This window comes from Kitasatospora sp. NPDC057512 (genome assembly GCF_042802135.1).
Taxonomy (GTDB): domain Bacteria; phylum Actinomycetota; class Actinomycetes; order Streptomycetales; family Streptomycetaceae; genus Kitasatospora.
The window spans coordinates 45,954-67,996 of record NZ_JBHVET010000001.1; the positions used below are offsets into that span (position 1 = coordinate 45,954).

Sequence of the window (22,043 nt, forward strand, 5' to 3'; positions counted from 1 at the left end):
CCCCGGATTGGATCGTGTAGGTCGATCGACCGGATTGCCCCGCCATCCCGGTCGGGGATAGCGGGGCACCGGGACAGCCCCGCGCACGCGGGGAAACGACCTGGCAGACGCTCGCTGCCGTCGACGGTCCATGCCCGCTGCATGCGGGGGCATCTCTTCCGTGATGCCGACTGGGCTCCATCACATCACCGCCCATGGGCAAGGAGCAGAAGACTCGCCCTAGACTGAAACGCCGTCGATTCGCTCGACTGCCCAGCCTGCTCGATAACCGGGGGTCGCCACCTCCGGTCTGGGCCCCGCCCCGCGGGAACGAGGCGGGACCCTGCAGCGGGCTGGAAGGGCCGTTCTCGGAGCCTAAGCTGCTCCGAGAACGGCTCGAAGGTAGTCCAGCAACTGGACCGTCAGTGCCGCTGCAACCGATGCAAGCCAAAGCAGCGCCAGCTCACTCAACCAACTACGTGTTCTCAAAGGCATCTCAGGTCCTCTCGTCTAGGTGATGTCAGCCCCGGCGACCGGGGCCGACATCACCACAACGGCGGCCCCGCGCCTGGTACGCCAGCGAGTTTCTCAGAGGCTAGCCGCTCCGGAGCGCATACAGGGTCACTCTGCGTGTCGCGTCGCTGGCAGCTTCTTGCTGCTGTCGAGTTGCCTGACGTAACCTCTGGCAATTCCTAGCAGCTGTCGAGTTGCCGACCCACTCCAACCAGCGCCTCACCGGGACTGGCGGCGCCTGGCGAGAATGACCAGAGTGGACCGGGCATCACGGCGACGGTCCGGGGTCCGGGCCAGGACCGAGGCGAGGGCCACGATCGCGAGGACGCCCCCGTACAGCAGGCCGGCTGCGGCGGCCAGCACGGCGGCCGCGGTTGCGTCCTGGGTCAGCATGGAAAGCACGCTCATGGGGAGATCCTCTTTGTCGGGGGCCGTCTGCGGCCCGCGGTCGATGGGTCGAGCTTCTGACGGCGTGCCGGTGCGCCTCCACGTCCGGGCGGGACTTCAGCTGGTCAGGGGCGCTTTATTCACCAACGCGGGAGCAGAAGTGGTCAGTGGTAGGGCGCCCGGGGCAGCACGCAAGCGGCTCGGTGCGATGCTGCAGGAGTCGATCGACGCCCGAGGTATCAAGCGGCGGGCCGCCGCACGACTCGTCCCGGACGGCGCGTTGCGGGAGTCGGTCCTCCGGAACTGGTGCCACGGCAAAGCCGCTCCTCACGCGACGGACTCCTTCTGGAGCCTGATCGAGCACTTGCAGGACCCGGACGGCCGACACCTCTATCCGCGCGAGGAATGGGAAGCGGCTCTCCGCGCCGCCCAAAGGGAGACCACCAGGGGTCGGCACGATTGGAAAGCCGCATCGGAAAGGCGCGGCAGGAAGGGCGAGCGCGCCACGATGGACGCCTTCGTCCGTGATCGGGGCCCGCAGGCGGCCTCGTACCTGTGGTGGCACGCGCAGCTGCCCGTGGGAAAGACAGCGCTGCTCACCGACTACGTGAGGAAGCCACCGAAGGACGTCGACCCCCTGATCTGCGTCCTGTCCGAGGAGCACGGGAGAAACACCCGTACCGGATTCCTCGCCGACCTGCGCCAGCAGCTCCAGGTGCCCGAGCCCCGGCGGAAGCAGTCCGACGAGGCGGAGTTCACACACCTGCTCACGAAGGCCGCAGGTCGCAGCCGAAAGCAGAAGCGGCAGCTCCTCCTCGTGGTCGACGGCTTGGACGAGGACCTCGCCTGGCCGACGGCCGGGGCGCCTGGTGGGACCGGGGTGGCGAGCATCGCCGCACTCCTCCCGGCCGCTCCTGCGGCAAACGTCCGCGTCATCGTTTCCAGCCGGCGGAGCGGGCCGCTGCCCGCCGACGTCCCCGAAGGGCATCCGCTGCGCGGGCGCGAGTGCCTTCGCCCGCTCGCGGCTGGCGACTGGTCGGAGGTGGTCGAACAGGCAGGCTTCGCGGACCTGGAGCGGCTGCGTACGACCAACCTGGGCCGGGCCGTCACCGACCTGCTCGCCATCACGGACGGCGGGGGCGGCCTGCGTGCGGCCGACCTCGCGGAGCTGACGGGGGCCTCCGCCGAGGACGTGACCGGTCTGCTGCACAGCAGGGAACGGCGCTGCATCGTCTCGAACGAGGAATCGGCCGGGGCCCACCTGCTGAGCCACCCCGACATGCCGCACGCCATCCGGCGGGATTGGGACCAGGCCACCAGGGAGCGCTGCACTCGTCGGCTGCACGCCTGGGCGGAGCGCTGGCGCGAGGCCGGCTGGCCCGAGGGCTCTCCGACGTATCTGCTGACCGAGTATCCGCAGATGCTGGACACGGCCGGTGAACGCGGACGGTTCCTGCTCGACCCGCTGCGACAGCTGCGGGTCGAGGCCGCGTTGGGCCCTCAGGTCGTGCTCGACCAACTACGTCTTCTCAAATCCGAGCTCAAGGCAGTCGAGGTATCGGACCCTGAACAGCAGGAGGCCGAGACCGCCGTCCGGCTGGCCGCCGCGCTGGACCTCGTGCAGCGCCGGGTCGGGCCGGTCCCGCCTCGGGCTCCGGTGCTCCTCGTACGGTTGGGGGACGTCGTCCGCGCCTGCACCGTGGCCCGCTCGGAGCCGGAACTCGTGGTGCGGGCCGCCCGGCTGGCCGAAGTCGCCGTCGAAGCGGCACGCGTCTGGCACCCCGATGCCACGGCGATCGCGCGAGAGGCGGCCGACTGCATGGTCCGGGCGGGCCGGTTCACTCCGCGGGCCGGTGGCTTCTTCGAGGACGCCTGTGCGGAGGTGGCCGAGGCAGCGCGCGCGTTGGACACGATCGGCAGGAGGGATGAGGCGAAGGCGCTGTTCCGAGCCGTGGTGCTCAGCGACGCGGCCGACATGGATGCGCTCGCCGACGGGGCCGTCCTCCTCTCCGCAGGCAGCTGCGAGCGATTCGTGGAAGTCCTGGAGGAGCATGCGGAGGAGCTGAGCGAGGCCGACCCTCGGGCCCAGGCCATGGCTGTGGACATCTGGGCGACCATCGCCCGCGCCTCCGGCTCCCGCAACGTCGCGAACCTGGACCGGATCGAACGCCTCTGCACGGCCATCGACCTGTCCGACGGGCTGATCGTGGTGGATGTTCTCGCAATCGCGGCCCAGGCCCTGGCGACCATGGGCCGCCGGTCGAAGGCCTGGGACGTGCTCAAGACCGCGCGGGACCGGTTGCACGCTGCCCTGGTCGGGCTGGACTCCCCAGCCGACCGGGCCCACCGGGGACGCGAGTTCTCCGGCACGATGGACCGTATGGTCCGCGCCGAGACGGCGGCCGGCACCGGCCTCACACCTCACCTGGACGCCAAGCTGCTGGTGACCGCCCTTGGCCAGGGGGTTCGCACCGGCGTTCTCGGCGACGACCAGCTGGAGCGGGCGGAGGCCTTTCTCGCAGCAGTCGACGAACAGGTGGCAGCAGAGCACGCCGCCCACCTCGCGGCGAAGAAGGAGGAACGACGGGCCCACCGGGCGAAGGTGGAAGCGAGCGCGAAGGCCCTGAAGGAGGAACGGGACGCCAAACGGAACCTCGCTCAGGCTCCCCCGACTCGACGTACACGGCCTCGTGCCCAGGCGGACGAAGAACCCTCACCGTCCACAGTTCCGGGCCGAAGCCCGGCGCTCGGGAACCACGAGCCCGTCATCGGTCCGGTCACCCGGCTCCAGTACGCGGAACAGCTGGTGCACGACGGCAACGTCGAGCTCGGGCGCGAGCAGGTGGAGGCCGCTGTCCGCTCCTCGCTCCCCGACTCTCCGATCGTTCTGAGCCCCCGCTCGGCCGAGGAGTTGCTCCGGGCGCTCGGTACGGCCGGTGAGTTCGGGCGGGCCGAACAGCTGATCAGCTTCTCGACGAAGCCGGGCGACCGCACTCGGCAGTTGGCCGCGCTGTCCATGGGGTGCTCTCTCGGCGGGCGTTCACCGGAGGCGGTTGCTTACGCCCACGAGGCCGCCCGGCTGATCCCTCCCGCTCCGCACTTCGCCGTGCAAGGAGCCGTCGCGCAGGCCCTGGCCCATGCGGGGGACGCGGAAGCGGCACTGTTGGTGGCCCGGATGGACGAGTCGGCGGATGTCAAGGCGTCCTCTTCGGCACGGGGCAGGCGGACTCGACGCGCGCTGCTTCTCGTCGCAGTCGGCCTGGCACGGCACGATCCGGAACGGGCCGCTGAACTGATCGGGCCAGCGGTCCGGCTGGTACAACGGCGCATCGGCGTCGGCCGCCCGGTCGGCCAACTCCCGGCGCTGGCAGAACTGTTGCTCGCAGTCCCCGATCCGATGCGACCGGATCCGGAGCTCAGCGAAGCGATCCGGCTCGCCTCGAAGTTCGTGAAGGGGCCTCGCCAGACCTGGGACCGGGAGGAGGCGGTGCTCCTGGCCCTGCTGCGGCGGCTCGGCTGCGCACCCGCACCGGGACGCGCCGCGGGCGAGCTGGACGAGTGGCTGAGCTCCCTTCGACCCGAACGGGCTCCCCACGCTGAACTCGCCCTGCTCAGCGCCCTGGACGGCGATGCCGCGAGTGCCTTGCGCGTCGCGAACGCAGCACCGACACCGACGACGCGTGCCGTTGCGCTGGCTGCTGCCGCCCATGTCCTGGCTGGGGCGCCCGCAGTCCTGCCCGTCGAGGAGCCTCAGGACAGCGGTGTTCAGCTCTGCCTCGCACTCGCTCACGCTCGGGGAGACCGTCACGGCCGCACGGACACAGACAGGGCGGCAGCCCAGGGCCTTCTCCAAGAGCTGCTTGCCGACGGCGGTTGGACTCAGGCGATCCCGTTGCTGCCGCGGTTGCTTCCCGACTCCCTAAACCCCCTGAGCGAACTCGTCGCCGCACATATCAGCAGCCGAACAAACATCTGACGACGGAAGCCACCCCGCGCCGTCGGCGCTGAGCCACCGCTCGCTCTTGTAGTTGACCGTCCGTGGGGCATGACTCCATACAGGACCATGGACGCTCGGAGAATCCGATGGTCCGTACGTCGGCCCCGCGCTCGCGGGGGTTGCTCCGACGAGCTGGTGAACGATCCGCAGTTCACGGCGTCGGCCCCGCACTTGCGGGGATGCTCCGCGGCATCGCACGGTCAGCCGTCCAACCGAGTCTTGGAGCGGCGGAGGTGTTCCCGTGGACTCCGGCTGGCCGGAGGCGGCCGTGCCGGGGCCTGGCACGGCTTCCCTACCTGCCGGCCAGGAACGACTGTGGTGAGGCCGCCTTGGCGCAGACGCTACAGTCCGTTCGGCGGGAGCCGGCTGGCACGACCGGGGCGACCAGCGGGCGCGGCAGCGGGGCCAGCCCGCACCGCTGCCGCCCGGGTCACCGGTGGTTGCGGTGTCGCCCTCAGGCGGTCTGATCGATGACGGCCCGGGCTGCGCGCAGCAGTGCCTCGTCGTCCTTGACGCTCCCGAAGAAGCCGCCGCTTCGGCGGGCGAGGACGAGTTCGGCTTGGATTCGTGGAAGGGCAGGTGCGGCAGCGGGGCCCATCCGCTGGAGGCAGTCCACGACGGGGCCTGCGGTCGAGTCGTTCTCCTCCCATGCCTCCAGCAGCACAGGCAGGACCGCCTCGGCCGGGCCGCCGATGTCGTGGATCGCGGCGGCGGCGTGCACCCGGATCCCGACATGGCCGGTTTCGGACAACTGCCGCAGGCGGGGCAGTGCTGCGGCCGCAGACCCTCCCATCCGGCCGAGGACGTCGGCGGCGTCCTGGTCCTTGCTGGTGTCGAGCAGGGCGGTCAGCCGCGGCACGGCATCGGCGGGGTTGCACTCGATGTCCCACAGGGCCTTCACGGCCGCGAAACGCAGGTCCGTGTCCTGGGCGTCGACGAGCGGCCGGACCGTCTCCAGCGCTGACGCGGCGCCGGTGCCGATGGATCCCAGCGCGTAGAGGGCCGCGCCGGCGGTCTGCCACTGCTCCTGCTCGACGGCGGTGGTGAGGGCCGTGGTGAGCGCGGGTACAGCCGCCGGGTCGCCGAGCCCGTTGAGGGCGGCCATCAGCGCGGTGGCGGATCCCCAGGGCCAGGAGAAGTCCGCGTCGGCCAGGCGCCGGGTCAGCCTCGGCAGCAGTTCTCCGGCGGCCTGCGGGAGGTGTCCGGCGACCTGCACGGCGCGCCAGTCGTCGATGCCGGTGTCGAGCGCCGTCAGAAGGCTGGGCAGGGCTCGCTCGTCACCGAGGCCGGCAAGCGCCATGACAGCCTGCTGGTGGGCCCGGCGCAGCAGTGGGTGTGGTGCGGCCCAGACGTTCGGGCCGTGGGTGGTGCGGTGTGCTTGGACGAGGGCGGCGAGGGCTTCACGTGCGGGTTCGGCGAGGGCTGGGGGGAGCTTGCCGAGAGTTTCGGCCGCTTCGGCGGTGGTGTACGGGTCGTCGGGGGGCAGGCAGGCGGCGATCAGGAGGACGAGGCCGGTGTGGTTGCCGCGCCAGGAGCGGATCAGGTCCCAGGTCATGGCGATGGCGTCGTAGCGGGTGGCCGCGTCGGGGCTGCGGAGTTGGGCGCTGAGCAGGGCGGTGCGCTCGGGCACCCGTGCGTCCAGTACCCGGTGGAAGGTGGTCAGCAGCTCGGTGGTGGGGGCGTGGACGCGGCCGTGGCGGTCGAGGTCGTCGAAGACGGCGGCTATCTGCGGTGGGACACCTCGGTCCGGTGCCGGTTCGGTGGCGATGTCCGTGCAGGTGCACTGCCCGCCGTCAGCCGGTCGGGCCTCGTCCTCGGGCTCGGGTTCCGGTTCGGGGGTGAGCTGCCGGAGCAGACCGGTCGCCGTCGGGACGAGGCTGTCGTCGATCGCCTCCGGTGTGCAGGCGGCCTGATGGACGAGGGCGGCGAGCCGGATGTCGGCGTCCAACGCGGGGTCGGCCGCCAGCACGGCGAGCCAGGTCGTCACCGGGCCGAGTGCGCCTGGCAGTCGTTGGGCCAGTGTCGCGGCGGTCTCGATGACCAGGAGCCGCTCCAGAGTGCCGCTCTCGGCCGCCAGCCGCTCACGCAGCAGGGCGAACGCCCGCTCGGCGTCGTCGAGGAACAGCCCCAGGGCCGGGACGGCGGCCTGTCGCACCTGCCGATCCGGGTCCGCCGCGTGCCGGACGAAGTCCTCGATGCGCTCACGCATCCGCGGCACGACGTCCGCGTGGGGCGTCGACGCGTGGCCGGACGGACTGTAGTAGACGCCGTCGGGGTCGCGGTCCAGCGCCGCGCTGCCGATGCTGAGCACGAGGCGGATGACTGCCGCGCGGTCGGGCACCTGCGGGTCGTCGGCGAGCGCGAACAGGAACGGCAGGCTCGCCGCCGTGCACGAGTAGACGTCGCCCTGGTGGTGCGCCGAGCTGTAGAAGCGGCTGAAGGCCCGCTCCCGGACGTCGGGGTCGGGCGAGGCCATCTGCTCCAGCCACAGCGGTACTTCGTCGGCAGGGCCGTAGGCGTGGCCCATCGACGACCAGTCGACGCTGTCAAGGTTGTTGGTCATGAGCCGTACCGTGCCACTGAACACTGACACGGCCATCAGCGAACAGCGAGTCACCTGGGACCGTCCCCCGCCCTCGGCGCGGCTTCGATGTCGGCGCCGGGCTGAAGCAGGGCCGACCCCCTGTGCTGTCCGCCCCCACGGTTAAGGTGACGGCATGGCACAGACCCTTCCGCGCCTGATCACCGAGGCGGCGGTGCTGTCCACTGCCGGATCCGGGCTCCGGCATTACACAATGGGCCCGGTGCTCGTCGGCGCAGGGACGGATGCCACAGTCGTCATCCTCGTACCCGGAGATGACCCGAAGAACGGTGTACAGGACTCCAGCAGGATCCTCCTGCACGGGGAGGGGGTTCCGGACCTCCACGCACGGTTCTGTGCCCGGAACGCCCCGCCCATTCAGCTGTTCGCACGCCTTGACCAGGGATTTCTCCCTCTTGGCAGCGCCTTCTGCCGGGGGACCTCCTTGGGACCTGACGGCTTCGACCACGCTGAGCTGGAGTTCACTCAACCGCTGAGCCGAGAGTTGCTGGAGGCGGTCAGGCCGGTCCAGGCTGTCGGTCCGGTACCGGGAGTGGACTGGGTCGACCATGTGGGAGCAGACCCGATCCGTGCCCTGGAGTTGTTTGCCCTTGAGTGGTTTCCCGCCGATCGGACGGGAGCTTCCGGGAACGGCGGCGCGGCGGGCGGACAGGAGGACCTACCGGAGGCGTTGGACGCATTCCACCGCCTGGCACGCCTTCGCCCGGCCCTCCACGGGTTCCACGACCCGGTCCTGAAACAACCGGAGCCTGCCGGCGGACCGCTCGGTGACCGGCTGGTCTTCGCAAGGTGGGCGCAGGGCTACCGGGACTGGTCCATCCCGTGGCCGCTGCGGGAGCAGGACGGATCCGATCCCGTCGTGTGGGAGACCGAGGACCCCCAGAGCGCCGCCTACCGGGAGACGACCGTCGAGCAGGAACCGCTCAGCCGCTTCCTCCTGAAGTTCACCCTCTTCGAGGCCATGATCGCCGCCCCCTACCACGCCCGGACCTACCGCCTGCCGACCGCGAGCCTGGACCCGCTGCTGAGCACGCTTCGACCGGTGCCACTGAGCCCGTTCCTGCCGACCTACGACAACGCACGGTTCTTCGTCGCCCCGGACCTGATCGCGGCGGTCAGCATCGACGGGAACGACGCGGGCATCGGCTTCGCCGCCCTCCATCGCGGGACTCTGACGGCACTTCTCGACTATGGCTTCCGCTGGTTCCGCTTCGACGGATGAAACCGGCACCACGTTCCCGGGCAATCGGCCGGCCCGCCCGAAGACTCGGCGGGCCGATACCTGCTGCTACGCGCAGGTGTCGAGCTTCTCGACGAGCGCGGCCCTCTCGGATGTGGTGGTGCTGAGGCCGTAGAGATACTTGTCGACCCACGGGAGTAGGTACACCAGTACGACCGGAGCGGCGGCCGCCTGGCGGCCGGTCCCTTGTCGGCCTTCGCACGTCTCCCGGAGGTGGCCCGTGTCACCGACCTGGTCAACGCCGGCTGTCTCCGCGGTCACGGTGGCTGGAGCGCACTCCCACCATGATGTCTATAGATCGTTTATATGCGTCTTTTGTGTTCTCGGCGTTGCCTGCGAAAGTCGCTCGACGTGAAATTCCAGGATCACCTGAGGTCATTCCTCCCGGGTCGGTCCTCGCACGCCGTCGAAGAGCCGCCACCGGTCGCTGGAAGCCCCTCGCGCGCAGGCACCGGCCTGACAGCATGTCGGCGTGACTGAAGAAGTGCACAACCACACCCACAACCACAACGAGGGATCGCCTCAGTACCTGCTCCAAGCACACAACGTCTACGGCGTCCATCTGGGCTCTGCCCCTGCCTCCCGGGACAGATGGTCGGCCTCCACCGACGCCGAGAGCGACGCCCTGGACCGATTGGCCCGCGAGGTTCTGGATCAGTGGCGCGACGAGGCCAGTGTCCGTGGTCTGCACCACCAAGTTCCGATGACGATCCCCTGGGAGCTGGAGCAGGCTCACTGGAGCACTCCGAACGCAGAGCGCCCCGAGCTGGCCGGGCTTGAGGATCTGGTTGCCTGGGTCCGGTCGCTCACGCCACGCCAGCTGGTGGTCACCGGTCCCCGCGAAGCGGGGAAGTCGTCCTTGGCCGTCCTGTTGGTGGTCGAGCTGTTGAAAGCCAGACCCCCCGGCTCCCGGGAGAGCGTGCCGGTCATCCTGTCGATGCCGGACTGGGAGCCGGGCGGCAGCATCAAAGAGTGGGTCATCAGTCGCATCGTCAAGGAGTACGGGGGCCGCGTCAAAGGTCTGGACCGGCCGACCGTGGAGTCGCTGGTACAGGATCGACGGATTGTTCCCGTGCTCGACGGTCTCGACGAAATGCCACCGTTGGCTCGCGAGGACGCGGTGAAGGAGCTGGAGCACGCACTCGGCGCGACGGACCCCGTGATTCTGACCTCCCGGCCGGAGGCCTATCAGCCTTTCGCGGACGAGTTGCCGGTGCTGCGCAATGTGCCCGTTCTGCGTCTCTGCCCGGTGCCTCCGGAGGCCGGAAGGGCTTACCTCGCCCAGATGTGCCACCCGGATCGCCTCGGCCCCTGGCAGTCGCTCTTCGATGCGATAGAGGAAGATCCCGAAGGCCCGGTCGCCGCCACCCTCTCCTCCCCCCTGATGCTCTGGCTCGCGGCAACGGTGTACGCACCGAAGAACGCCGATCCTCGGGAACTGCTCGATGCGACACGGCTGCCCACCCGGACGGACATCGAGGGCCACCTCCTCGACAAGCTGATCCCGACCGTCTGTACACGGGGACCCCGACGGTCCGACCCCGCCAGGCCGGTGCGCCGTTGGAAGTCCAGCAGAGCACCCGGATACTTCCAGTTCCTGGCCGGCGAGCTTCACCGCCGACGCACCCAGGACATCGCGTGGTGGCACCTGCGGAGCCGACTGACCGAGCCGGGTATCTGGGGAACCGTCGTCATCGTCGCCGTCGGCATCTACGGCACGTCGGTGAGCTATGCGATCGCCGAGCTGGCCGCCCTCGCGGGAGTCGCTCCCCCGCGGCCCGGGCTCGGGGTCTGGGGAGTCGGCCAGGTGCTCGGGGCCGTCGCCGCGGTCGCCATCATCGCAACGGCATTCGGGAGGACGCTCACACGGCACCTGTTCAGCGGCTTCGACGATCGCCCACGACGGCCGGCGCCCGGAAACAGTGGCTGGCTGTTCCTGGCAATGGCGGCCGCGGCCACGACAGCCGTCGGCATGGCCCTGCCTGGCAGCACGTCGGCGAGCGTGTGCCTCTTCCTTCTTCCTCTGCTCTCCGGTGTGCTCCTGACCCGGGCGGCAGATTCCGACATGGCGGCCAAGCCGAGGCAGTTGCTGCGCGACGAGCGCAGGATCGCACTTGTCGAATCCGCAGTGGTCGCACCGGCCGTCGCGGGAACCTCTCTGGCGTTCTTCCACTGGCTCAACGGCAATCCACTCCTCATTGAGAGCGGACAACGCAAGATCCAGGAAGACGGACAATTCGGGTCTTGCTCCGCGGACAGCTCATCTCCCTGCTGGTAGGGCCGTTCGGGCGGAAGCCTGATCTACCGTCCCCGATTCCGAACAGATGATCCCTCCGGCTGCTCACGCTCGGTGTTGACGAGACATCGAGTGAGAGTCCGGCCGGAGGGATCGTTGAGGAAGTCTGCCAGGGAAGTCATGGAAATCTTCGAGGCTCTCGACGCCACCGAGTGCGTCCACTCGGCTGCCGCGCTGGCGGGAGTCGATCCGAAGACCGTGCGCCGGTACGCACGGATGAGGGACATGGGCGTGAGCGAGACCGCGCGGTCGGTGCGGCCGAAGCTGATCGACCCGTTCGTCCCGAAGATCGAGGAGTGGGTTGAGCGGTCGCAGGGCCTGGTCCGCGCGGACAAGCTCCATGAGCGCCTGCAGCTGCTCGGGTTCACCGGCGACGAGCGGACCACCCGTCGCGCGGTCGCGGCGGCGAAGGAGCGTTATCGGGCCGGCAAGCGCAGGACGTACCGTCCGTGGATCACCGAGCCGGGGCTCTGGATCCAAGCGGACTGGGGCTGGGGACCGAAGGTCCCGGGCCTGGACGGCGAACCGCGGCAGACGCTGCTGTTCTGCGCCTGGCTGGCCTGGTCCCGCTATCGCGTGGTGATCCCGACGTGGGACCGCACGCTGGCGACGCTGATCTCGTGCCTGGACGCGACGCTGCGTCAGATCGGCGGCGTCCCGACATATGTGCTCACCGACAACGAGCGCACGGTCACGATGGACCGGATCGCCGGTGTCCCCGTCCGGCACCCCGAGGTCGTGGTCGCGGGCCGGCACTACGGCACGCAGGTCCACACCTGCGTGCCGTTCGACCCGGAGAGCAAGGGCGGCTCGGAGGCCACCGTCCGCATCGCGAAGGCGGACCTGGTGCCCACCTCGGCGAACCTCCGCTCCGCCTACGAGTCGTTTGCCGAACTGCGCGGCGCCTGCGTGTTGTTCTGCCACGAGGTCAATCACCGGATCCACCGGGAGACGGCGAAGACGCCCGCGTCGGCGCTGGATGTCGAGCGGCTCAGGCTGCACCCGCTGCCGCCGGGGCCCCACACCCTCGCGCTGGGCGAGTCGCGGATCGTCAAGACCGACCAGACGGTCAGGTTCGGTCAGGTCCGCTACTCGACCCCGCCCGGCCTGGTCGGGCAGGAGGCGTTCGTGCGCGCGGACGGCGACGAGCTCGTCGTCGTGGTCGATCTCGCCCGGCTGACACACCGTCCCGAGTGGCTCCAGGGCCCCGCCGGGCTGACCGAGGTCGCGCGGCACAAGCTCTCGCTGCCGGGCAGGCCGGTGATCGTGGCCGCGCACTACCCGGACCATCCGCAGGATCCGGCCGGTGGGCCCCGCCCGCCCAGGGTCAAGCCGACCACCCAGGAGGAGGAAGCGTTCCTGGCGCTCGGGCCCGGCGCGAGGCAGTGGCTGATCGAGGCCGCGGCGAACGGCGTCACGCGGATGCGGGTCAAGATGGCCGCCGCGGTCGAGCACGCCGCCCTCGTGGGGGCGGGCGAGGTCGACGCGGCGCTCGGACTCGCGGCCACGGCACGCAGGTTCGCCGACGACGACGTCATGTCCATCGTCCGCTACCGGGCCACCGGCGCCAGGCCCTCGGACCTGGTCGTCGCCGACGAGGCCCACTCGGTCCAGCCCGGAACCGGAGCCTGGGCCGACTTCGGCCGGACCCCGTGAACCCGGGTCTCCCCGGTCGCCGCGTCGGCGGCCGGGAGGTCTGTTCACCCCAGGCTGGCACCGATCCGCGGTGCCGGCACGCCAGAGAGGTGCATCCAGATGACCACCACGCTCGCCGAGCCGCCCGTGCTCACCGCCCCCACGCCGGTCCCGGCCCCGCCGGCGCCGCCTCCGATCCCGGCCGAGCTGGACGCGGTGCTCAAGCGGATGCGGTTCCCCTACCTTCGCGACGCCGCCCCGGAGGTCCTGGCGACCGCGCGCTCGCAACGCTGGGACCCGGCCGAGGTCGTCCGGATCCTGCTGGAAGCCGAGATTGCCGGCCGCAGCGCGGCCACCAAGCGCAACCACCGCAAGCAGGCGAACCTGCCCTCCGGCAAGACCTTCGACTCCTGGAAGGAGGCCGAGTCCTCGATCCCGGCGCCGACCCAGCAGGCGCTGATGACGCTGGAATGGGTCCGCCGGGCGGAGAACCTGGCCATCGCCGGAGCCTCCGGAACGGGGAAGAGCCACTTCGCCGAAGCCCTGGCCAGCAAGGCGATCGAGGAGGACATGCAGGTCGCCTGGTTCACGCTGGAGTCGCTGACCGCGACGCTGGGGCGGGCCGCGGTCGACAACTCGGTCTCCAAGACGGTCGCGAAGATCACCCGCTGCGAGTTGATCGTGGTCGACGACATCGGCCTGTTGCCCTGCGGCCAGGCCGCCGCCGAGGCGTTCTACCGGTTGATCGACGCCGCTTACGAGCGTCGCTCGGTGATCGTCACGAGCAACATCCATCCCGCCGGATTCGATTCGATCATGCCCAAGACGCTCGCGACCGCGGCCGTCGACCGGCTGCTGCACCACTCGCACATCGTGCTGACCGAGGGCACCAGCCTCCGCCTCGCCCAGGCCACCAGCGGCCAGGGCGTCGTCCCCCTCGCCGGCTGAGAAGTCCTCCAAGCGGGTGACCATTAGTCATACCGCGACGGGAGATGAGTTGTCCGCCAGCGATGACCACAAGCTGTCCGCCAACCCGGACGGATCAGTGTCCGTGGACACTCATCGCGGGCGGTCTCGTCATCAGCTGGTCATGCTCGGCGGCGGTGCTGATCGCCCTCAGCCGATGGGGTCGTTGGACGGCCGCACGCCTCATCCTGGCGAAGCGTCGATGCCTGCCACGCGATGTCCTCGGATTCCTTGAGGACGGCCGCCGACTGGGCGTACTCCGGCGGTTCGGCGGGGTCTACCAGTTCCGGCACACCGCACTGCGGTCTCGGCTCATCGGCGAGGTTCCAGCCGGGCCGCCGGAAGGTGCCACAGGACCACGCGAGGTGGTGCTCAGGAGCAGCGTGCGGAGCATCGGGGCCCTGCGGACCTTGGCATTCGATCTGTGGGGGCTGACCGCCGTGTTCCTCCTGGTGGTCTCCCCGGTGTCCTCGGGATCGGGATTCCAGGGCGACTTGCGCCAGACCTGGCTGCTGACGGTGCGCTGGTGGCCCCTGCTGCTGGGCGTGCTCGGCGTTCTTCTCCTCGGGTCGCTGGCCTTGCGGGCGGTCGCGACGCGGCTGTGCGTCGACAGCGAGGGCATGCTGATCAACGAGGGTCGCAAGCTACGGCTGCGGTGGGAAGACGTGGCGAAGGTACAGGTGATCAGAGTCGGATCCCATAGGACCGGAGGAGCCGGCTCCCCTGGGTTGAACGTCTCGTACTGTCTCGCGATCACGCGGGTGGCCGAACAGGAGACCGATGGTTCCCTCACCGGCTCGGACAACTGGATCCGGGTATGGGACCTGGGCCCCACCGAGGTGGTGCCGCTCGACCTGGAGGTCGCGCTGACCCGGTTCGCCGGCGACCGCTGGCGCCGTGACATCTGAGGTCTGAGGTCTGAAGGCTGGAGCCCGCGCCAGGAGTGCGCCGGCCCGCCTTGATCGGACACCCCGCGGAACCGACGGCGGCGGAACTCCCGCAGCTCAACCCTGACCGTCCGCACAGCGTTCTGCGGCTGCTCGGGCCGTATTGCCTCGCCGCCCTCCGGATGCCTCAGGATTTTCCGCGGAAAATTCTGAGGCATCCGGAGGGGCCCGGGCAGCACCGCGGTGTCGGGGTCCCGGTTCACGCGCTCGTGCGGGGGAGGCTGGACACGTCACTGCCGTGGGCGCACCGGGCACGAGGAATTTTCCGCGGAAAATCGTGCCCGCCTGCCGAGAGCCGCCCGGCAGGGCGATCCGTTCGGTACGGCTTGAGCAGCTGTCGCCACGTGGCTCTGTCGTACGGTCGGCGCCTGTGAGGACCGGCGCTTGGACGGCCGATCGCTAAGGATCGGGGCACTCGGCGGACGTGTACTCGTCCGCGATGGTGAACAGGCTGGCACAGCGTGGGCATTCGGCACGGCCGAAGAGATACCTGATCCCGGCGGCGAGTGCCTCCTGCCCGTCCCGGACGGCAGTGTCGTGCATCCATCGGCCGGTCCCCGAGAGTTCCTCACCAGCCGCCGACCGCAGGTCACGTCGCTCCACGTCGCCCAGGTTCCAGTCCCGGATCGCCGAGTAGCGCCCGTAGTCACCGATGGCGATCGTCACCTCCGCAGCGCAGTGGGGGCAGGCCAGGTGGTAGAAGTCGTCCGTGAAGTCCCCCAGGGCGGCGCTCCAGTGGTACTGCGCATCGACCGCCAGCAGGTCGCGGAACGCCGCGAGGTAGTCGTCCGGCCGCGACGTCAGATACAGGTCCAGCAGCACACGGAACTCGGCGACAGCCTCGGCGCAGTCGGCGAACAGATCGTCGCAGCCGTGGTGCCCTGCCGCGCGCCGTACGATCGTGCCGGCCAGTGCTCGCGCCCGCGGATCGCTCGACGCGAGCCGCACGAGGCGGGGAAGGGCTGCGAAGCTCGCGGGGAAGACGAGGTCGCCTTCCAGGCACAGCCGGTATCCGAGTTCCGTCCACGCCTCGGCATCGCCTTCCCGTTCCACGCGGTCCAGAAGCTCGGGAACGCGATCGGCGTCCCCGTAGCAGTCGTACATCCGTGTCCAGTTCGCCACCCGGGCATTCAATCGTCTGGAGGCCCGAGATGAATCCCCCGGGTACCGGTCGGCTCTCCTGGTAGCCGATCGGCGGGCCGACCGATGACAGGGACGGACAGCTTCGACCGAACAAGAGCCGCAGAATTTTCTGCGGAAAATCGGTGAGGCCACGAAACGGCCGACCCCTCGGCGCAGCGAGTGGAACCGCATCCTGCCGATCCGGGGCGGGCGCGCATCGCGGCCTGCGGCACTGTCCGTGCCCGTCCTTAGAGTGTGCCGGTGTGAGATCACCTGAAGAACTGCACACGATCGACTGGCCGTCTCTGGGGCACTTCTTCGGCGATGGCGGCGACGTCCCCGGCTGGATACGCGCCCTGTACTCGGACGACGGGCACCTGGCGGACAGGGCGCTGTCCGAGTTCTTCGGCCGGGCGTTGCACCAGGGGTCGGTGTCCTCGGCCGCGGTGGCGGCTGTTCCCTTCCTCGCGCACGCGGCGGTGCACGCCCGCCACGAGCGGGTGCACGTGCTGGCGGCTCTGGCCGGATGCGGGGGCACCGAGGCGGAGCCGGAGTACGAGGACGAGGTGCGGGGGTGTGCCCGGGTCGCCGCCGAGGTGACGGGGCTGCTGCACCTGTTGCGCGACGAGGACCCGCTGGTACGCCGCAACATGGTGCGCGTGGCCCGCCGGGCCACCGGCGAGACCGTCCCCGTGGTGCTGCGTGAGCTGACCGCCTGCTCCGTGTCCGACCCGGCCGCCGCTGTCCGCGCCGAGGCGCTCACCGTCCTGACGCTGCTCGACCCGGACGGCGGCGCGGCCCGCCGCCGTCTCCGGTCGGCCCTGACGGATCCGCTGCCAGCCGTCCGCGCCACCGCCGCTCTGGCTCTGCTGGAACGTTCGGAGACTCCCTACCCCGCCGACGTGGTCGCCGTCCTGGCCGAGGCCGGAGGCGACCCCGGATTCGACCTCGGCACCCACGAGTTCGCGCCGGGCATCGGCAGCACCGACGAACGCACCTGGATCCTGACCGAGGACGCGGACGCCCTGGCAACCGTGGCCCGAGGCTGGATCGCCCAGGGGGACCACCAGGGCCGGGGCACGCGCCGCGCCCGACACCTGTCGGCGATGTGGCGCGACCGCGAGGACGAGACCGTCAGCCTACTCACCGAAGCCCTCCGCCACGAGCACGACCTCCGGGACCTCGGCAGTCTGCTCGACGTGATCTCCCAGTGCCTGTTCAGGGCTTCCCGCCCCGACCCGGCGCTCGCCGACCACCTCCTCCCCCACGTCCACACCGACACCCTCGCCGGCCGCCGCGCCCAGCTGATCCTCGGTCAGCTCGGCGATCCGCGACTCCTCACCGATGTCCCCGAGCCGGTCCCGGAGGCGCTGGCCGCGCTGGCGGTCCGTACCCGCGACCCCGAACACCAGCGCCTCGCCCTACGGCACCGGGACGCCACCCACCTGGACGACCTCTACACCGCCCTCACCGCCGAGGAGGCCCGCACCCACCTGCCCGACCTCACCCGCCTGCTGCGCGACCGCCCCACCCGGACCCTCGTCCGCCGGCTCGGCGACTGGGTGATCCGGGACGCCGGACTCCTCGACCGTCTGGAAGCCCTCACCCACGCAACCGATGACGAGCTCGCAGCCGCGGCAGCCGTCACCACCGCCCTCCTCACCGACGACCCCGGCGACGTCCTGCGCCTGCTGGCGCACCGGCTCGCCGAGAACAGCCGGCAGCTGGAGGAGGCCGGACGCCTGGGCGGTACGGCCGCTCCCCTGCTGCCGCTGATCGAGTGCTACCTCGACGACGGCTACGACTGGACCCGGCTGCACGCCGCCGAGGCCCACTGGCAGATCACCGGCGATCCGTCCGTCGCGCTCCCTGTCCTGACCGCGCTGGTCGACCCGTCCCGCCCCGTGGGCGTACGGGCCCTCCAGGCACTCCACCGGATCGGACCTCCCTACCCGCCGGACCTGCGGCCGCAGCTACTGCACTGGGCGACCAGCGAACGCCGCCTGCTGCGCGAACACAGCACCCCGATACCCGTCCAGCAGCGGCACCTGGACGACGACCTGCGCGAGACGGCACGTCGGATGCTCGGCTGACGCGACTGGCCGGGGAAGCCGACGCCGGTGGGGGAGTGAGGCCAGCGGGGGAGTGAGGCCGGGCCTCCGAGTTGAGTACGGGTACTCATGAAGGCCCCGGGTTCTGTCGTGCACGATACGAACCATGGGGAACAGCGTTCGACGGAACAGTCGGGGGCGCAGGGCGGTTCGTGCACTCGCGGTCGTCGTGGGGACGAGTGCGGTGCTGCTCGGCGGGGTGAAGGCCACCGGAGCCTGGACAGGGGATCCATTCCCGGTGGCGGATCCGGCCGCCACCGCCGAGCAGCTGAACGACCGGACCCTGACCGTCTACGACGCGCTCGGCGTACCGGACGGACTGACGCTCGATCTGCGGCACAGCCTCGGTGTCCAGGCCAACATCTACGACTGCCATGGCCGAGGGCTCTCCCATGTCCTCGACAGTCTCCAGGACACCACCTCCCACGAACCCCGCATGGCCGCGATCGGGGTGGGCTTCACAGTCACCGGGCTCACACACGCGCAGGCCGCGGAGGCGATGGAACGAGCCCGCCGAACCCTGGCGGGGCGGGGCTGGACGGTCGGCTTCCGCGACCTGTCCGGCGACATCCAGCTGAAGCTCGAACCTCCGGGTGGCGGCGCGGGCGGCGTCTCCGAAAGCGTCTTCGTCGACTTCTACGACCCGAGCGGCTTCTTCACCATCGAGGCGCGGGCGGAGTGCGCACGCTACCTCGACGACACTCCCGTGACCTCCGAGGGGAAGCCGGAACACCTGGCCCCCCTTGCCGTACCGGCCCAGGTCCGCCGGGAGTGACCGCGGTCCGCACGGAGAATTTTCCGCGGAAAATCCGGTGCCGCCGGTAGTCGTACCCAGGGCGTGTGCCACCGGTGCGACGGCACGCTGCGGATGTCCGGTCCTATCGGGCTTGCCAGAGCGTGAAATTTTCCGCGGAAAATCGGAAGCCCCTCCCTGCGATCGCCGCTGCGTCGGTACGCAACCGTACGTGGAAGCCGACAGGCCGTCGCGGCAGGAAGAACGAGGCAGTGGCGGCTCAGGGGAGAGGCAGTGATGCGGACGGCGCGGGTGGCGGGGCAGGCGGCAGCAGCGGTGATGTTGGCCCTGGGAGCCGCGGCCTGTACGGGGCATGACGATGGAAGCGGCATCGGTTGGGGTTACGGCACGGTGCACTCGCCGGCCGTCGTCGTGCGGCCGACGCCGACGGGGCACGGGGGTGACACTGTCGGAACCGGCCCCGGCATCGGCGCAGTGGATCGTGGACGCCACGGCCGAACCGGGTGCCAGCCCGGAGAACTGTCCGGTGCCGTCCCTGGCGGACATGATCGTGCTCGACGACGAAGCCGGACACAGCCGCGCGGCCGCGGTCTGGCTGGGGAACGGCGGCGTCGAGTGCCTGGTCACGATCAGCGATCGCGACGGCATCAACCAGATCGTCCTCGCGACAGCGCTCGACTCCCTGGCGGACAGACCGGTCCCGCTGTGGCTCGGAGGATGAGCGATCTTCACCGTCTTCCCCGGTGACGCGGGACGAGCCGTGATCAAGGACGACGACGACCGCGTCTTCGGCCCGCCGCACCAGCGGATGGTGGACTTTGGTGGCGGCCGGGAGTTCACGATCGTCGAGTACGCCTACCTCCGCACAGGCCCGGAGCCCGAGGATCCGGCCTTCTCCGCCCGGGCGCGGGCGTGCCCGGACGGCACCGGCCCGTGCCTCCCGGCGCGCTGGATCGCCCCGTCGGCCTCACCGCTGCCGCTCCGGTCCACTTCCGAGGACGCCCGCGACGGCACGTAGGGGCGGCGGCACGTAGGGGCGGCGGCACGTAGGGGCGGCGGGGCGGCGGGGGTCCTCATGCGGAATGTTCACGGTGGACCGTGCCGGTGAACGGGTTCCGAGAGCGCGGTCCACTCGAAGGTGGGGAACCATCGGGCTGCGGATTGACGCCGTTGACGACGGTACGGCCGTCCGGAGTGGCGGACGGCGGTGGGGGTGAGCTGCCGGTCGATCCGACGCCAGCGGTGACGGCCGGTCGCCGCCGGCGCGCCGCTCTGCCGGGTGGCCGGTCCGCTCCTTCGTCGATTCCGGCGAACAGGGCAACCACCGGGTCCCAGGGTGACAGGATGACCGTCCACATCACGTTCTGGGAGGGGAAAGTGACACTACGTTCGGACGAGTGGGCAGTACTCGAGTCCCTCGCTCGGAAGAAGCAGGGCTGGACGATCGGCGAGCAGCCGTTGGAGGCCCGGTACCGGCCGAGCAGTATCGTGCGGACCCTGTCGGAGAAGGGCTTGTCCAAGCTCGCCACCGACCGCCGTCTCGACGCCCTTGCCAGGGACGGCGTCCGGCCCCCCTGGGCCGCGCGCATCACCCGGCTGGGCCGCAGCGTCCTGGAGTATCGGGCCCATCAGGAGAGCCCGCCCGAGCCGGTGCCGCCCGCCCCGACCTCCGCACCGGGTTCGGAGATCAACGTGCGCGCCGTCGACATGGACTTGTTCCGGACCACCCTCGCGGCCGCCGAAGCCGGCTCTCTCACCGACATCGACGTCACCGCGCTGCAGAGCGTCGTGTCCAAGGCCCGGCAGGTGCCGGGAACCCACCGCCATGCCCTGGCCCCGGACAAGGCCGAGCTGGCGGTGGTTCTTCACGTGCTCTTCCTGGAGTCCCTGTACCGGGATGCCTCGGGTTACCACCAGCTGCTGCGGGAGCTACCCATGTCGTGGCGTAGAGGGAGGCGGCAGGTCGTGATTCGGACGCCGCTCGACCGTTCCGCCGCGATCACGGCCCTCTGATGGAATCAGGAAGCGCATGACCTCCCGGGGCACAGCTACCTCATCCGCCTTGGGCGCCCAGGCGGCTACCCGGCAGACGAAAGCGCGGTGGCCGTCAGGTCGCGACCGGCCGACCACAATCGCGCCGCCTCCGCCGGGACGGACGGGCGGGCCAGGAACGGGCGTCCTTGTGCGGACCGACGACGCTGTTTCCCTGCGGCAGTGGAATTTTCCGCGGAAAATCATCCGCCCCCAGCCTCAAAGCACCATCTGCAGGACGTTGCCGGGCTGGAAGTCCCGGTGCAGGAACCGCCCTTCGTAGCGCGGCGCGGGCCTGCGGATCACGTCGATCGCGGCGGCCCAGACCACGGCGTCGGCGCCCTCGGGGGTCACGACCGTGTCGGCGGTCGTCAGCGCCACGTACTCCCGGGGCCGGACGGCCGGCCGCACCGCGTGGATCGCCACGAGTTGACGGGCCAGCAGGGGCAGGCGCGTCGCCAGCCCTCCGCCGTCGAGGACCGTCCGGCCCGGCAGGTGGGTCATGAGGAGCGAGGGGTACTCGCAGTGCGCTGCCGTCGGATCGACGGCGACGAGTCCGGGAGCCGGCACGCCGGTTCCGGCGAGCGTGGTCAGGGCGGCGGCCTCCCTGTGCAGGAGGTGCTCGGCCGGGCCCTGCAGGGTCGGGTCGACGAAGGAGCGCAGTACCGGTACCGGGTACCTCCGTCCCGCGTGCCGACGGTCAGCCTCCGCATGTCGGCGGTGGCGCCGCCGTGCAGCACCTCGGCTCCGACGATCCGCTCACCGGCCTCCAGGTGACGGCGCACCCAGGCCAGTGCCAACGGCCGGACGGTCTCCGCCTCATCATGATTGGCCACCGTGCCACCTCAGCATCCGGACGACGGCGAGCGCACCCCTTACGGGTCTGTCCGCAAGAGGAGGGCATCGTCGAAGGTGCCTCGGCTCATGGACTGGGCTGATCATCAGGTCTCGCCAGCACGAGGAGAAGGGCACTCCGCCCTCAAGCGCCCCAGGAGACATGCGCCCTGACACATCACGCGGCTGAGCACGTTCATCTGCACCGTCCGAGTGCTTCGACGCGTACGCGGGCACCTGGTCAGCTGGTGGCGGTGAACAGGCTGTTGAGCTCCGGGTAGTCGATGGTCCGCCGGAGGGAGTCGTAGCCGCCGGCGCGGTGCAGGTCGAGTGCCGCCTGCCGTGCCGCGGCGTAGGCGGCCTGTGCCACCCCCGAGCCGAGGCTGACCCGGGCCACGCCCAGGGCCCCCAGTTCGTCCACCGGCGCGGTGCCCGGCCCCGCCATGATGTTGAGGGGCACCGTCAGACCCGCGGCCAGGTCCTTGATGACGCCGGGGTCCGTGACACCGGGGACGAAGATCCCGTCCGCGCCGGCGTCGACGTAGGAGCGCGCCCGTCCCAGCGTCTCGCGCAGGCGGGTGGCGGGGTCGCCCAGCCCGAGCAGGTAGGTGTCGACGCGGGCGTTGACG

15 protein-coding genes and 1 pseudogene are annotated in these 22,043 nt (G+C 70.5%); 11 read left to right on the forward strand and 5 right to left on the reverse strand.

The annotated features are described in order from the left end of the window. Window positions 1–711: 711 nt before the first annotated feature. A complete protein-coding gene (locus tag ACFU6K_RS00185) occupies window positions 712–900 on the reverse strand; it encodes a hypothetical protein (protein WP_380659981.1) in 189 nt (62 codons plus the stop codon). A 187-nt stretch (window positions 901–1,087) separates the two neighbouring features. Between ACFU6K_RS00185 and ACFU6K_RS00190 the strand changes: the two genes are divergently transcribed. Further along, a complete protein-coding gene (locus ACFU6K_RS00190; protein ID WP_380659982.1) occupies window positions 1,088–4,855 on the forward strand; it encodes a hypothetical protein in 3,768 nt (1,255 codons plus the stop codon). A gap of 475 nt (window positions 4,856–5,330) precedes the next feature. Here the strand turns inward: ACFU6K_RS00190 and ACFU6K_RS00195 are convergent, their stop codons facing one another. Beyond that, window positions 5,331–7,439: a HEAT repeat domain-containing protein gene (locus ACFU6K_RS00195; protein ID WP_380659983.1), complete on the reverse strand. Its 2,109-nt coding sequence runs from the start codon at window positions 7,437–7,439 to the stop codon at window positions 5,331–5,333. A 154-nt stretch (window positions 7,440–7,593) separates the two neighbouring features. Between ACFU6K_RS00195 and ACFU6K_RS00200 the strand changes: the two genes are divergently transcribed. The 5 genes from ACFU6K_RS00200 (at window position 7,594) to ACFU6K_RS00220 (ending at window position 14,523) form a co-directional block, all read left to right on the forward strand. Continuing rightward, entirely contained in the window at window positions 7,594–8,700 is a 1,107-nt protein-coding gene (locus ACFU6K_RS00200; protein ID WP_380659984.1) for a hypothetical protein, read from the forward strand. Between the two features lie 490 nt (window positions 8,701–9,190). Beyond that, window positions 9,191–10,996: an NACHT domain-containing protein gene (locus ACFU6K_RS00205; protein WP_380659985.1), complete on the forward strand. Its 1,806-nt coding sequence runs from the start codon at window positions 9,191–9,193 to the stop codon at window positions 10,994–10,996. Window positions 10,997–11,134: 138 nt separating this feature from the next. After that, complete coding sequence (gene istA / locus ACFU6K_RS00210; protein ID WP_380659986.1) at window positions 11,135–12,670, forward strand: IS21 family transposase; 1,536 nt, start codon at window positions 11,135–11,137, stop codon at window positions 12,668–12,670. Between the two features lie 99 nt (window positions 12,671–12,769). After that, on the forward strand, window positions 12,770–13,597 hold the full coding sequence (gene istB, locus ACFU6K_RS00215; RefSeq protein WP_375876849.1) for an IS21-like element helper ATPase IstB: 828 nt from the start codon (window positions 12,770–12,772) through the stop codon (window positions 13,595–13,597). 155 nt (window positions 13,598–13,752) lie between these two features. After that, window positions 13,753–14,523: a hypothetical protein gene (locus ACFU6K_RS00220; RefSeq protein WP_380659987.1), complete on the forward strand. Its 771-nt coding sequence runs from the start codon at window positions 13,753–13,755 to the stop codon at window positions 14,521–14,523. 438 nt (window positions 14,524–14,961) lie between these two features. On the opposite strand, the gene ACFU6K_RS00225 is transcribed toward ACFU6K_RS00220, so the two are convergent. After that, on the reverse strand, window positions 14,962–15,684 hold the full coding sequence (locus ACFU6K_RS00225; protein WP_380659988.1) for a hypothetical protein: 723 nt from the start codon (window positions 15,682–15,684) through the stop codon (window positions 14,962–14,964). Window positions 15,685–15,947: 263 nt separating this feature from the next. Here ACFU6K_RS00225 and ACFU6K_RS00230 point away from each other — a divergent pair, with 263 nt between their 5' ends. The 5 genes from ACFU6K_RS00230 (at window position 15,948) to ACFU6K_RS00250 (ending at window position 20,562) form a co-directional block, all read left to right on the forward strand. Then, window positions 15,948–17,777 carry a hypothetical protein gene (locus ACFU6K_RS00230; RefSeq protein WP_380659989.1) on the forward strand — a complete coding sequence of 610 codons (1,830 nt, stop codon included), beginning with the start codon at window positions 15,948–15,950 and terminating at the stop codon, window positions 17,775–17,777. 256 nt (window positions 17,778–18,033) lie between these two features. Continuing rightward, window positions 18,034–18,570: a hypothetical protein gene (locus ACFU6K_RS00235; RefSeq protein ID WP_380659990.1), complete on the forward strand. Its 537-nt coding sequence runs from the start codon at window positions 18,034–18,036 to the stop codon at window positions 18,568–18,570. Window positions 18,571–18,988: 418 nt separating this feature from the next. After that, entirely contained in the window at window positions 18,989–19,270 is a 282-nt protein-coding gene (locus ACFU6K_RS00240; protein ID WP_380659991.1) for a hypothetical protein, read from the forward strand. 39 nt (window positions 19,271–19,309) lie between these two features. Beyond that, entirely contained in the window at window positions 19,310–19,567 is a 258-nt protein-coding gene (locus tag ACFU6K_RS00245; protein ID WP_380659992.1) for a hypothetical protein, read from the forward strand. A gap of 326 nt (window positions 19,568–19,893) precedes the next feature. Beyond that, the gene (locus ACFU6K_RS00250) at window positions 19,894–20,562 is read left to right on the forward strand and encodes a hypothetical protein (protein ID WP_380659993.1); all 669 of its coding nucleotides are present in this window, start codon (window positions 19,894–19,896) and stop codon (window positions 20,560–20,562) included. Between the two features lie 252 nt (window positions 20,563–20,814). On the opposite strand, the pseudogene ACFU6K_RS00255 reads toward ACFU6K_RS00250, so the two are convergent. Then, window positions 20,815–21,416 (reverse strand): annotated as a pseudogene (locus ACFU6K_RS00255) (phosphotransferase family protein); the annotation flags it as partial. Between the two features lie 239 nt (window positions 21,417–21,655). After that, on the reverse strand, window positions 21,656–22,043 hold a 388-nt coding region (locus tag ACFU6K_RS00260), incomplete at its 5' end, for an isocitrate lyase/phosphoenolpyruvate mutase family protein (protein ID WP_380659994.1).

Coding starts and splice junctions, on each gene's coding strand:
- ACFU6K_RS00185 (WP_380659981.1), bottom strand. CDS start 900: ATGAGCGTGCTTTCCATGCTGACCCAGGACGCAACCGCGGCCGCCGTG.
- ACFU6K_RS00190 (WP_380659982.1), top strand. CDS start 1,088: ATGCTGCAGGAGTCGATCGACGCCCGAGGTATCAAGCGGCGGGCCGCC.
- ACFU6K_RS00195 (WP_380659983.1), bottom strand. CDS start 7,439: ATGACCAACAACCTTGACAGCGTCGACTGGTCGTCGATGGGCCACGCC.
- ACFU6K_RS00200 (WP_380659984.1), top strand. CDS start 7,594: ATGGCACAGACCCTTCCGCGCCTGATCACCGAGGCGGCGGTGCTGTCC.
- istA (WP_380659986.1), top strand. CDS start 11,135: ATGGAAATCTTCGAGGCTCTCGACGCCACCGAGTGCGTCCACTCGGCT.
- istB (WP_375876849.1), top strand. CDS start 12,770: ATGACCACCACGCTCGCCGAGCCGCCCGTGCTCACCGCCCCCACGCCG.
- ACFU6K_RS00250 (WP_380659993.1), top strand. CDS start 19,894: ATGACCGTCCACATCACGTTCTGGGAGGGGAAAGTGACACTACGTTCG.